Below are 12,377 nucleotides of genomic sequence, written 5' to 3'. Positions count from 1 at the left end.
AGGACTTTTTATTTCATTTTTCGTAGATATTGTAAGGAACGTTTATTTGAGAACTGATCGATGATCAAGAGTGGAGTTTTAGAAATAGTTTGTTCTGCAACACGTATCGATGGCTTGTTCCCTTGTTCAACAATAGCCTCAACATAAAATGCTACAACACCAGCTTTTTGATAACCAAACTTCATTTCTGTTAAAGCCATTTCAATGGCTTTCTTAGCCCTACCTTGATTACGGTATTCAACAGGAACAGCGTATCCCATTTGTAAACATGCAGTATTTTCAATTGGTGGACAAGTCACAAAATTTACAAATGATGTCACAATTGAATTTTCAAGTTGGACGTATGTTAATCGAAAATTGTTATTACCTAACATATCACTATGCAGGAAAAGATCCGGAAAAATTATTCCAGGTTGTAATTTTAAATTTCCACGCGAAAGTTCGAGTTGAAAAGACTGCAATGCTTTTAAGGGATTAATCATGAATTGATATTTTTTTAATATACTCAGTCAAGAGCTGGCAGTTCAATTTACAGTCTCTTTTAATAATAAATTGGTCTAATCAATTTAAGAAAAATCAAGTCTAGTTTAATTTAAGGCTAAATCCTTTTTAAGTTGATTAGAATCTATAACTACGTTAAGTTAAGTCATAATGCAAAAATAGTGAGTTTTAAGTCAAAATGATGGCTATTGCTTTTTTCCATTAGTCCAAAGATATTGTAGTTGATATCATAGTTCAAGAATATAGCTTTTTACCGTATTTCTAATTAGAAATTTAACCTACTAGATATTCTTAATACTAAGGATTTTGAAATTTGAATACTTGGTAAGGCACAGATAGTCTTCTATTTCTTTACGTAAAATAAGTTTATCTCCGCTGATATCTGTACCCACTTCATTCTGTGTATCAATAATACATATGGTATCCAGAATTAGGCAATCAGTGGCCGGTTGGCTGGCATAAAATGTGTTTGTTTTCCAATCATATAGTTCGCCTATATATTCAACTGCATATTTACCCGACAAATTCTCGATTTTGATTGACAAATTTGATAATTGCTTAATGGCTTCATTTAAACTGAAGTCTTCGTCAACTGTTAATGTTTGGTTGAATCCTTTGAACCTGGTCACCATTGAATCTTCCTTCAATTTCTTAAACTCAGATTTTAGTTCCTTCAATTTTTCTAATCTTTCCATATTTTTTTCTTGTTAAACAATGATACGATAAGTAAACTCATTTAAATTATATCGAATTAACCTGATTAGCAATCTCTAGCATAGAAATCAAACGAATTTCTTCTACGTCATCAATCCAGAACGTGGCATTTCCTTCTTTTTGATACCTAATTCTATAGGCTTATCATTATTTAATTCAAACCCAATTATTTCGATTTCAAAGAGAGGTAATCGTTTTCCACCAACTTCCCTCAGCATCACATTTTCTTAACCAATTTGGTATTTCTGTTTTTCCATTAGATTAATTATTGATTCCTAAGGATTTGCCTTCTCATTTTACTTAATGTAACATTTTTTTTCTTTGAATCATTTAACTTTTGTCTTATAAAAATACAATAAACAAAAAAAATAACAACAATATTACATTAAAACCGTCTTTAAACACAATTAGACGCTATTTTTCGAAAATATTCAGCAAAATGAAACAAATAATTTTATTATATGTAATGATTATGTTACATTTGTATCGATGGAAACGGAAGCAAAACTCTTTTTACACCTCCTACAGATAAAAGCATCACTTCTGAAAGAGATCGAGAAGCTTGATTTGGCTATAGAATTAGCTATGCCAAAGGACATAACGCTTCTAAACAAGCTTGTAAACAATATGACATTGGGAGTTTATGATTACCCTATTAATGCAATAATGTCCGAGAAAGTGAGTTTTGCGTTAGGACATCTTGGAAGTGCAACTGTTGATAATATTATAAAATATCTAATAATATTAGGTGAACATCTTCCACAAAAGCAACTTAAAATATCAATTAATGAAACAATTAAAAAACTAGTAGACAATAAGGTCTTGAATGAACATAAAATTGGAAAGGATAATTTATATTCCCTTTTAAAATGAAAAAGCCTGGGCGAACAGGCTTTATGGTTTAGTTACCACAGAACGTTGAATGAACTATCCTACTGAGGAAAATTCAGCCTCCAAAACTGAATGTATAGTAGAGTTTTAGCTTCCAATTAACACCCTTCCAAAAGGTATTAGGGCGACCCTTCCAAAAGGTCGCCTTTTCTGTTTTGTTCAAATATACAATTTTTGTTCAAATCATAGCTGAAGTCATGTTTTATAAATAGTCTTTTAAACTCGTATTTTATATTAGTTATATAGCCTTCAGTAATAAACCTGTTATTTCAATCTAGATAATATAAAGGAGTATAAAACAACCTTTAAAGGAGATTGTTAATACCATAATCTACGACTTTTATCGACAACTATCATGCTAAAAAGAAAAAACAATAAGGTTGAAATGCCGGAGCATATTTCTCCAATGCTGTGTACGCTAGTTCAAGCCCCTCCAATTGATTCTAATTACCTATTTGAGTTAAAATGGGATGGTTACCGAGTTATTTCTAAAGTTGATAATGGCAAAGTGAGAATGAACTCGCGAAGTGGGTTAGATTACACAAAAAGATACCCACCTATTGAAAAGGCTCTAAAATTATTAGAACATGACATTATTATCGACGGTGAAGTAGTTATATTTACTAGTGAAGGTAAACCCGATTTTGATGCAATACAATTATACAATGGGCACAAATCCCCTATCCAATATTGTGTCTTTGACTTATTATGGTTAGATGGGCATGATTTATTAGATATGCCTTTGATAAAGAGAAAAGATTTATTGAAATCCCTTATAGCTAAAAATCCTGTGCTAAAATTTAGTGAAAGCTATGATGACGGTAAAGAACTGTATCAAAAGACGCTCAATTTGGATTTAGAAGGGATTATAGCCAAAGAAAAGGATAGCTCTTATATGCCTGGCGGTAGAGGATCAGCATGGTTAAAAATTCCAACCCGCAAAAGACAAGAATTTGTGATAGGTGGTTGGGCAGATTCAGATAAGACCCGATCCTTCAAATCGTTACTTTTTGGAGCTTATGAAGATGGAAAATTCACATGGATCGGCAGGTCAGGTGGGGGTTACAAACTAAAAGATATGCCTGGCATTTTGGAAAAATTAAAGGCTATAGAAACAGACAAATCTCCTTTTGTAAATGAGGTACTCGATACAAAAGGTGCCCTTACCCATTGGGTTAAACCGCAGCTTGTAGCAAATTTCGAATTTGCCACCTGGACAAAATCAGGACGAATACGGAAACCAGCAACCTTTTTAGGTTTTAGATACGACAAGAAACCAAAAGATGTTGTCAGAGAGATACCTAAAGATACAAATGGTAAATAAAAAAGAAAGCGGTGAACAGTCCTCCGACTCTTCACCGCCTATCTAAATTAACGCTCTCGAATATTAAACGCTGTAGTAATGCGATTATTATCAGGAGATTCATTATACTATTTTGCTTTTTTCCCTTTAATATACTTTTCTATATCACTTCTATCATTTGAACCTGTTGCTCTTTTAGCTCCTGTGATTGCCTGAATACTTACTCCTAGCTTATCTGCTAAGTATTTCAATTCATACGGTTGTGAAGAATTAACGGATGTCCGTTCAACTTTTGATCCTTTTGTTGCCATGTGTCTAAGTTTAAGGTAAATCTATTAAACAATGGAAATTAGACTAGGTTTTCATTTTGTGACTTTTCATGAAAGAGACATCCTGGAAAAATTACATATCCTCGGTATATAGATCTTTGGTTTGTATTTGATTTTCATCGTCCAGCCACACATCAAAAAATTTATCACTATCGACATACACGTTCATTGGTTCCCTTTTGGAGTAATTTCCCGCCTCCAGAATAGCTTTTAATTTTAAGCCTGACTCAATCACCTCATTACTTAAGTCTCCTGCATATGATCCCCAATAACTATTGAGCTGAAGGTTCAAAAAGTACCAGTCGCAAGCAATGTCATTTTTTGCTTCGTCATCAAGTAAATTTACATCTATAGTCATATTTTATCCACAACAAATTTTATGCCTTTTAGGTATGCATACACATCCTACCTCACTAATAATCAAATGATTGACACACAAAAAACTCCTATCTCTTTTAATCATTAACAGAAAAGACTAATCTTCTGAAACTCTTCCACATTACCAACTTTTTCCATTTTAAATGATTCTAAAAAATCGTTATTAACTGGATCTATAAGCTTTAATCTTTCTGTTGGCGATATTGAAATGTCCAACCAATGATTAACCTTCTCTCGCTCAATAAAAGCTGGCATCCGATCATGTATGTCTAGCATATATTCATTAGCATCATGGGTGATCATAGCACAATTTGGGACAAGCTCTCCTGTTAAGCGGTTTTTCCAAACATCATACAACCCTGCCATAAAGGTTAAATTTTGGCCTTTCTCTTTGATGAAATGAATCTGCTTTTTTGTTTTTGGATCATCTTTGTCAAGCTTTTGCCATTCGTAAAAACCAGTTGTAATAAATACACATGTCTGTGTTTCAATTAGTTTACTCCACATCTTGGATGTATATAATTTATCAAATCTAGCGTTGAATGTGTGGTACTTATAATCGGGCTTACCTGTAGTGTTATATTTCGCTAATAAGCTCCATAAAAAATATTGTAGTTCATTAGGGTTTTGACTTGAAATTATCGGCACTAAAGCACCTGGCGGGGCATTTAAATTGTCTGGAACGGGATCACCCTTATAAACAACCCCTAGTTCTTTTACAATTTCCTCACTTCCAGCAAATACTGTTCTTCCACACATAATTTTATTATAAAGTATGTTCGTCTATTGCCCGTCCAATTTTATCGATAGCCTGCTGATCAATGGCTCCTTCAACCATTCGCCATTTTGTATCCTCTACGTGCTCGACTATTGCAAAGGTTACACCATCTAAAACTGTTAAATAACTAGTCGTGGGGTATGTATCTTCTTCACTTAATGTTGGAATGACAAGTAATTTCAAGCTTTCTGCTCCTTCCAATAAGTCTACCTCTATGGTAAATGAATCTTCTTTCTCTTTCATAGCCGTTTGAATCAATTTTCAACTATCTTAATATAACAAGAATTAAGCCTTTTTACAAAAAAACAGAACTCAAACCCTAAAAATCAATGGTTTGAGTACCACCATGTAAAAAAACTAGTCCATTACCGGGTTTCCAATGATAGGAAGTTTTGCAAACTTGATGACCTCAACGCTAGGAAATCCAAATTCCTGGACTACTTTACCAAGAATTAAATAACAGCCCGTCCCCCTAAATGGATATGTTGGAGTCGAATTTGGAAAATGCGTGGTATCAAAAAAGTTCCCATCAGCGTCTAAGAATGTTCCAAACCACATCTTTTTATTATTCTTTGTATGTACAGTTTTTTCACATACATATAAACCTACCATTTTAACAGTCTGGCCAAGATATTGTATCAAATCATTCGTCCTCAAATCCCCTCTGTATTGTGTTTTCAGCAAGTCAAACATAGATAAAGTGATAGGGAAACCTAAAAGCTCCAATTCATGGTAAGCATCTTCAAAACTTGTATTCACCAATTCAGGCAAAGTGTAATTTTTGGGCTCTAAAATAAAGAGTTCTGAATCATTCCGGGGTTTTACTTTGCCACCGAGCAACATATGTATATCCCACAATAATGCCTTTTTGCTTTTCCCTGTGAATCTAAGAGCACCCACCCGGATTAAAATTATCGCTTGCTCTAGTCCAATAGCCGTTCTTTTTACAAAATCTTCTAAATCTAGAAAATCACCATTCTGTATACGTTCAATAGGTATAAACTCAATAAATTTGTTTTCTAAGCCCTGTACCCCTATTAAACCTAGATAGGCATCAGTTCCAGAAATTGACACTACAGCCGAACTTTTATTTACACAGGGCAAATTAACATGGGCACCAGCTTTACGGAGTTCATGGATATACAACCATCTTGTATAAAAACCGCCATAATTATTCAATACGCCAACCATAAACTCTATGGGGTAATAAGTCTTCAAATAAAGGCTCTGATAACTCTCTACCGCAAAACTTGCCGAATGTGCTTTTGAGAAACTATAACCTGCAAATGAAGAAACCTGCCGCCACACTTCATTTGTAACCTCTACCGGTCTGCCCAATGATGCAGCACCCTCATGAAACTTTTGCACCAGTTTATCAAATTCTGCGCGGGATCGATATTTACCACTCATTCCACGCCTTAAAACATCTGCATCTGTACCGTCCATTCCCCCATAATGAATACAAACTTTAATCACGTCTTCTTGGTAAACCATAACCCCATAGGTTTCTTTAAGTTGTTCTTCCATGACCGGATGAAGGTACTTTACTGTGTCAGGACTATGATAATTCTGAATGTAGGTCTTCATCATACCCGATTGCGCTACACCGGGGCGGATAATAGAACTGGCGGCGACCAACGTTAAATAATTATCACACTTTAGTTTTGTAAGCAATTGACGCATCGCAGGAGATTCAATGTAAAAGCATCCAATCGTATCACCTGATTTAAGCTGATCATTTAACCTATCGTCTTTCATAAAGTCTTTGACCTGGTGTATATCCAGCCTTACCTTTTGATTTTCTTCTACCAGTTTGACGGCTTCTTTGATATGACCGATACCACGCTGGCTTAAAATATCGTATTTATCATAACCAATTAGTTCAGCTTCGTACATATCCCACTGTACTGTAGCCATTCCTTTAGGTGGTAAATCAAGAGCAGTATAATAAGTAATCGGTTCTTCCGATACCAGAACCCCGCCCGCATGAATACTTCTTTGGTTGGGCATATCAGCCATAAGGCTATAAATAGCCATGATCTTTTTAAAGGTGGGATTATCTCTATTCTCTAAAGCTTTAGTTGGATCAGTGAAGCCATCAATTTCTGATTTAGGCAGTCCCATTACTTTTCCAATTTCACGGATAATTGATCTATCCTTAAAAGTAGACATTGTACCTAATAAGGCAGTGTTTTCTCTGCCATATCTCTTAAATATATAGTCCTGTACGTCTTCCCGCTGATCCCACGAATAATCAATATCAAAATCCGGGGGACTCGTACGTTGCGCATTTAGGAACCGTTCAAAATACAAACTAAGCTCAATGGGATCAACATCAGTAATCCGTAGACAATAAGCTACTGTACTATTAGCACCCGATCCCCTGCCAACATGGTAATAGCCTTGCGCCATTGAATACCGGATAATATCCCAAGTAATCAGAAAATAAGCGCAAAAATCTAAATCAAAGATTACTTTGAGTTCATCCTTTACTTTCTTCAGTGCCTTTTTATTGTTGTTTCCATAACGGTACACCATTCCCTCTAATGCCAACTTAGTCAGCAGCTCCTGATCATCTTTTTTATTACCAGTAAAAGTCTTGCGGTTTAATTTCATCTTACCCGCTGGATAGTCCATTTCACACTGATTCATCAGGTTGCGGGTATTATCCAGTATAAAACTATACTTAGAAAACTTCTCTTCCAGTTCGCCCGGTTTTAAGAAATGATCGGTTTCCGGCACTTGTCTTCGGGAGCAACCATTGTTAATAAGGAATTTAGGTCAATCCCCCTGAGATACTCATGTAACCTGTATTCTATGCGCTCGGCAAACACAACGGGTTGTAAAGCCAATAATTTTGGTCTAAGTTCTTTTAAATCCTGGCCATAAAGCGTATGCAATTGATCATACCGAATGCCCCAAAAATGATTCTTTTTTAATTCAACTTTATACCCAAAAGGATAAACAAAATAGGCTTCAGATAGATAAGGAGCTTCATCGGGTAATTCCTTTTGTTCCAGATTATGATAAGAAAGAAATTCGTTGAGCTGCCGCATTCCTTCCTTACTCCTGGCTATCCCGATATAAAGTAATCTGTTATCCTTGCGAAATTCTATCCCTCCTATTGGTTTAACTCCCTTTTCACGGCATTTACGAATAAACTGCATTATTCCCGTGGAGTTATTGATATCAGTGAGTACCATTTGATTGATTCCACGCGCTATGGCCTCGTCCACCAATTTTCCGATTGACATTGTGCCATATCGAAGACTATACTGAGAATGGATGTTCAGGTACATAATTTTAAATATCTAAGTCCATTATTGAAGCTCTGGTTACTGCTTTTTGACCAAATCTGCGTTTGATTTTATCCAATGCCTGGACTAAATCATATTGCTCATTTGACTCGCTATATAAATCAATTTGCTCAAACCCTGTAACCAGGTTAGAAAAACGTACACCAATCAGACGTAATAACATTCTTTTTTGATAAACCTGCCGAAACAGGTCTTTAGCTTTTTCTATTAAGACGCTATCTAGCGAAGTATAAGGGATAGTTGCCTGCTTGGTTACATCCTCAAAATTGGAATACCTTATTGTAACGGTTATGCAGGCGGTTAATTTTTTTTTCTCACGCAGTTGATATGCTATGTCAATAACCATAGAAGTAAGCAGATTATTGAGTAGGTTAACGTCGATGGTATCAGCTTTGAATGTACATTGTGTGCCGATAGATTTTTGTTCTACATAGGGAATAACTGGGGAATTGTCAATTCCTTTTGACTTTTCAAGCAGAGATAAACCATTTTTACCAAGTAGCTTTTGCATTTGTTCCGGATGGACTTGCGAAAGTGTATATATTTTCTTTATGCCCATGTCACTCAACTTGATAAAGGTCTTTTCACCTAATCCTGGAATTTTGCGAATAGACAACGGGTTAAGAAAGGGTTGCACATCAGCCTGAATAACATTTTTTTCACCTGCTGGCTTACACTCATTTGTAGCCATTTTAGCTACAGTTTTATTGACAGAAAGACCAAAAGAAATCGGCAAATGAAGCTCCTTGATGATCTTCTCACGTATTTCATGGGCATATTGCATGCATCCATAAAACCGATCCATTCCTGTCATATCTATATAATGCTCATCTATACTAGCCTTTTCAAACAGCGGCACCATTTCACGTATGATATCTGTGATTTCAAGAGAAGCCTTAGAATACGCATCCATGTTGCCTTTTACAAAAATGGCGTGTGGGCATAATTGTTTGGCCATTTTTGATGGCATAGCCGAATGTACCCCATATTTTCTTGCTTCATAACTGCATGAGGCGACAACTCCTCTATCAGAAGTCCCACCAATTATAACGGGCTTTCCAGCTAACGTTGGGTCTTTACGGACTTCTACAGAAACAAAAAAAGCATCCTGATCCATATGGATGATATTGTGTCTATTGTTGTCCATAATGTAAGATTTAGAACAACAAAGTTATGCTAATATTTTTAGCATTATCAAATATTTTCTCAGATTTTTAGTAACTAAAAGGATTTTATTACCAGTAGTAGGAATAATATTTTCTAAAGAAATATCTAAGGTATTTGTTACCTCCTATCGATGATTCAATTATAAGCTCTTAAGGCGAATGCGCAAAAGCCCCTTATATCTATCATTTAGATATAAGGAGCAATTCTTGATGTTAAATTTTACAAAGTAGCTATTTGAGTTAATTTTTTATAAATATCATCCCAATAGGCTATACAGTCCAAATCGACCTCTTTTTGAGGGTCATTTACATCATTTTCCAGAAAGATCCTATATCCTTTTACTTGTTCTATGGCTTGATCCAAATCGGTTATTTGGATTAAGTTATCATACATATCATTTATAATGAGTGTCATAATCTTAATTTTTAAGGTTAAAGCTTATACAATAATTCTACGGCAATTTTGAACTTTTCGTTATGGCTAATCTTGTCCGCATACTTTATAATACGGTCATTCAAAAAAAGGCAAGTGTAGCTATAGCAAAGCTGATTAGCGAATACGCTACTGCTTTTGAGCATGTCAACACGATACTGTTTGATCAAATTTGCAGTTTCTTCAGAAAGGCTAAACCAAAAATCGAACGCTAAAAAACCGTTCTTCCAAGCTTCTCTATGGGCTTCTTTGTTCTCTCTGAAATCAACACAAAACGCTTCGATGGCGTTTAGTAGTTTCGGGATTTCTTGCGGAAAAAATCCATGCAACAATTTTGCTTTATCTGTATTGGTATATTCATTTAGTGCTTTCATAATAATAGGGTTTATGGGGATGCTCCCCGGTTGCGTATTAATGGATTAAAAGTGAATGATCATAATTAGCTGGTCACAATCTTTATGACTCACCCAAACATGATCCCCACCTCTACCTGTTATAAATAGCTCGGAATAAGGCTCAACAAATACCTGGCAATCTGACAGTATACATTTTAGTATAAATTCAGAGTAAGTTTGACCATCCTTACCATTTATTTGAAAACAGTCCTCCCCTTCTTGATTCCAAAATGTTAGGCAATGAACAATCTCATTTAATTGAATTGGTAAGGTTTCAGCTTCTAAGATTCCAACTAGAATTTTATCATAATCAACCTGTTTTGTTGTGCCTCGCAAAAAATAAACAGCGTTTGTCCTTGTCTTAGCATAACTATGGAGAGCGCAAAAGCTCTGAGCTTTTTGAATTGATTCACTAGAAAAATCATTCGTATCTAAGAATATATTTAACCCGTTATAGCTTATAATGCTATATCTAGATTCAGGGCTTTCGGATATAAATCTCATAATAATAGATTTTATGGGGGATTGCTCCCCCGGTTAAACATTAAGCTATTTTTCGACGTTTATCAGCTTTTAAGACCTCAGAGCCATATTTTGATCGGATTTCATCAAGAGATTTCTCGCCACGGCTAGAAACCTGATATTCTCCAGTACGGAAGTACCACGCTAATTTTTTGGAAGCAAAGAAAAAACCCGCATCTTTTAGTATAGCTTTCACAGGATACGTATTTCCAGTAACCCAAATCCAAAAGCCTACCAATTCAATATTGACATCCTCCAAATGAATGACCTTTTCAAGGGCCACACGGTATTCCTCAGAAAATTTGATTTCCTGTTCCGTTTTTTCATCCGAAAAATTAGCGCCCTTAATTACCTTCGCACACGCAAAAGCATATTCTTTGTTGATCTCCTGCATGGTTACTGTATCACCTCCTAAATCAGGGTGGTGCTGTTTAGCTAACTTTTTATAAGTTGCTTTGACCTCGTCCAGTGTCTTACATTCGTTAAACCATTTCATAACTTTAAGAATTAGGGATTACCGTTTCAAGAATCTGAGTTTCCAAAACCTTTACATTTTCAGTACTTCCAATTTTATAGCTCGTTTGGCTTTCCAGTTCTGTAATAGCTTTAAACAGGTTATCTGCCGTGGTTTCGACTTCAACGCGAACAACTAAAAACAAAGTGTACTTTTTCATAATCAGGAAATTTAAATGAATGAAGTAACGCCCCTGCACCCTGCAAGGGCGGTAAATAACTAAGCGGGAATAAAGATTTCGCTTTCAATTTCACCCAATTTTTCAGTGCACAAATCGTAAACAGTTGTTGCTACAGCACGAATTATAAAGGAGTTTTTTGTTGTAAATTTCCGGCCTTCATCGTCTCTAATTGTTAGTTCGCAACCTTGAAAATGATTAGTTCCTGTTTCCTCGGCATCATCCTGTTGTATAATTTCAAAGGCTTTTAGGTTATCAATGGTTTCTATCAGTTTGCCCCGTTGACCGATCCGGCGGTTTAGAATTAAAACAAGTTCTACAGTAGAATCTAAATTACGTGCGGGTTTATTTTCCTGCATATCCTCTTTGATCTCTACTTTAGATGTTTCTTTAGGAACTTCGGTATTATACGCTACCTGGTCATCTTGTTTTTTTGGCTGTTCTTCAACTATAACCATCAGTGGATTTTGAGGGGTCTCCACATTGTCAAAATCTTTGTTAGGTACAATTGCACTTTCTTTCGATGACAAGGAAGGGCGAATGGCTGTTTTTTCGGTAACGGCATCATTGTTTACTTTTCCTGTTGTTGCGGTGTTTTTTGCTGTAGTTTTCATGATAATATTTTTAAAAATGATTGATAAAAAAATGATTGCTTTGCCCGGTTAAGGCGGTAAAATTTGCGAGAGCTGTATCAGCTCGGTGTTTTTCTGTGGGGGGCTTCTGCCTTTTTTTGTATTCATGGTACTACGGGTTAGAAAAATCAGTCGGCGGTAGCCTCCTGGCCTTTTGTTATCACCCGCGCCTTAATCAATACCCCATTTCTACAAGACTTTGTCAGAAAAAAATACGCTCTCCGAAGGAGAGGAAGATTTTTTTTTGCAAACCCGAAGGGTTCAGTCTTTTAGAAATGGGGTATTGTTCAGACCTTTGTATCTCAAAAGGTTGGGGGAAATTTTTC

At 35.7% G+C, this 12,377-nt stretch carries 17 protein-coding genes; 2 read left to right on the top strand and 15 right to left on the bottom strand.

All coding sequences use genetic code 11. The features are described 5' to 3' along the window. Window positions 1–8: 8 nt before the first annotated feature. Together AQ505_RS12980 and AQ505_RS12975 are read right to left on the bottom strand one after the other, a co-directional pair. Window positions 9–482 carry a GNAT family N-acetyltransferase gene (locus AQ505_RS12980; protein WP_062548580.1) on the bottom strand — a complete coding sequence of 158 codons (474 nt, stop codon included), beginning with the start codon at window positions 480–482 and terminating at the stop codon, window positions 9–11. A gap of 300 nt (window positions 483–782) precedes the next feature. After that, complete coding sequence (locus AQ505_RS12975) at window positions 783–1,196, bottom strand: hypothetical protein (RefSeq protein WP_062548579.1); 414 nt, start codon at window positions 1,194–1,196, stop codon at window positions 783–785. A 508-nt stretch (window positions 1,197–1,704) separates the two neighbouring features. On the opposite strand from AQ505_RS12975, the gene AQ505_RS12970 reads away from it, so the two are divergent. Both AQ505_RS12970 and ligD read left to right on the top strand, forming a co-directional pair. Next, window positions 1,705–2,088, top strand: a complete 384-nt coding sequence (locus AQ505_RS12970; RefSeq protein WP_062548578.1) for a hypothetical protein — start codon at window positions 1,705–1,707, stop codon at window positions 2,086–2,088. A 373-nt stretch (window positions 2,089–2,461) separates the two neighbouring features. Then, window positions 2,462–3,430 (top strand): non-homologous end-joining DNA ligase, encoded by a 969-nt coding sequence (ligD, locus tag AQ505_RS12965; protein WP_062548577.1) that lies wholly within the window; start codon window positions 2,462–2,464, stop codon window positions 3,428–3,430. Window positions 3,431–3,537: 107 nt separating this feature from the next. On the opposite strand, the gene AQ505_RS12960 is transcribed toward ligD, so the two are convergent. The 13 genes from AQ505_RS12960 to AQ505_RS12910 all read right to left on the bottom strand — a co-directional run bounded on the left by AQ505_RS12960 (window position 3,538) and on the right by AQ505_RS12910 (window position 12,033). Continuing rightward, window positions 3,538–3,720, bottom strand: a complete 183-nt coding sequence (locus AQ505_RS12960) for a DUF3606 domain-containing protein (RefSeq protein WP_062548576.1) — start codon at window positions 3,718–3,720, stop codon at window positions 3,538–3,540. Between the two features lie 91 nt (window positions 3,721–3,811). Further along, window positions 3,812–4,096, bottom strand: a complete 285-nt coding sequence (locus AQ505_RS12955; RefSeq protein WP_062548575.1) for a hypothetical protein — start codon at window positions 4,094–4,096, stop codon at window positions 3,812–3,814. Between the two features lie 104 nt (window positions 4,097–4,200). Continuing rightward, window positions 4,201–4,875, bottom strand: a complete 675-nt coding sequence (locus AQ505_RS12950; protein ID WP_062548574.1) for an SOS response-associated peptidase — start codon at window positions 4,873–4,875, stop codon at window positions 4,201–4,203. A gap of 7 nt (window positions 4,876–4,882) precedes the next feature. Beyond that, a complete protein-coding gene (locus tag AQ505_RS12945; RefSeq protein WP_062548573.1) occupies window positions 4,883–5,137 on the bottom strand; it encodes a hypothetical protein in 255 nt (84 codons plus the stop codon). 114 nt (window positions 5,138–5,251) lie between these two features. Beyond that, window positions 5,252–7,636, bottom strand: coding sequence for a DNA polymerase III subunit alpha (gene dnaE, locus AQ505_RS12940; RefSeq protein WP_231635092.1), 2,385 nt, complete (start codon window positions 7,634–7,636; stop codon window positions 5,252–5,254). Continuing rightward, window positions 7,612–8,193, bottom strand: a complete 582-nt coding sequence (locus tag AQ505_RS26925) for a PHP domain-containing protein (protein ID WP_231635091.1) — start codon at window positions 8,191–8,193, stop codon at window positions 7,612–7,614. The genes dnaE and AQ505_RS26925 overlap by 25 nt, the downstream gene beginning before the upstream one ends. Before the next feature lie 4 nt (window positions 8,194–8,197). Next, window positions 8,198–9,358, bottom strand: a complete 1,161-nt coding sequence (gene dinB, locus AQ505_RS12935) for a DNA polymerase IV (protein WP_062548572.1) — start codon at window positions 9,356–9,358, stop codon at window positions 8,198–8,200. 239 nt (window positions 9,359–9,597) lie between these two features. Beyond that, on the bottom strand, window positions 9,598–9,792 hold the full coding sequence (locus AQ505_RS12930) for a hypothetical protein (protein WP_062548571.1): 195 nt from the start codon (window positions 9,790–9,792) through the stop codon (window positions 9,598–9,600). Window positions 9,793–9,809: 17 nt separating this feature from the next. Next, window positions 9,810–10,184, bottom strand: a complete 375-nt coding sequence (locus tag AQ505_RS12925; protein WP_062548570.1) for a hypothetical protein — start codon at window positions 10,182–10,184, stop codon at window positions 9,810–9,812. 45 nt (window positions 10,185–10,229) lie between these two features. Then, window positions 10,230–10,709, bottom strand: coding sequence for a hypothetical protein (locus AQ505_RS12920; RefSeq protein ID WP_062548569.1), 480 nt, complete (start codon window positions 10,707–10,709; stop codon window positions 10,230–10,232). Between the two features lie 40 nt (window positions 10,710–10,749). Continuing rightward, window positions 10,750–11,223: a J domain-containing protein gene (locus AQ505_RS12915; protein ID WP_062548568.1), complete on the bottom strand. Its 474-nt coding sequence runs from the start codon at window positions 11,221–11,223 to the stop codon at window positions 10,750–10,752. A gap of 4 nt (window positions 11,224–11,227) precedes the next feature. Then, window positions 11,228–11,401, bottom strand: coding sequence for a hypothetical protein (locus tag AQ505_RS26370; protein ID WP_157262347.1), 174 nt, complete (start codon window positions 11,399–11,401; stop codon window positions 11,228–11,230). Between the two features lie 59 nt (window positions 11,402–11,460). After that, window positions 11,461–12,033 (bottom strand): hypothetical protein, encoded by a 573-nt coding sequence (locus tag AQ505_RS12910; protein ID WP_062548567.1) that lies wholly within the window; start codon window positions 12,031–12,033, stop codon window positions 11,461–11,463. Between the last annotated feature and the right edge of the window lie 344 nt (window positions 12,034–12,377).

Origin of the sequence: Pedobacter sp. PACM 27299 (genome assembly GCF_001412655.1) — a bacterium.
Classification (GTDB): domain Bacteria; phylum Bacteroidota; class Bacteroidia; order Sphingobacteriales; family Sphingobacteriaceae; genus Pedobacter.
Note: the sequence above shows the minus strand (reverse complement) of the source record. Positions and strands in the feature narration are given on the sequence as shown.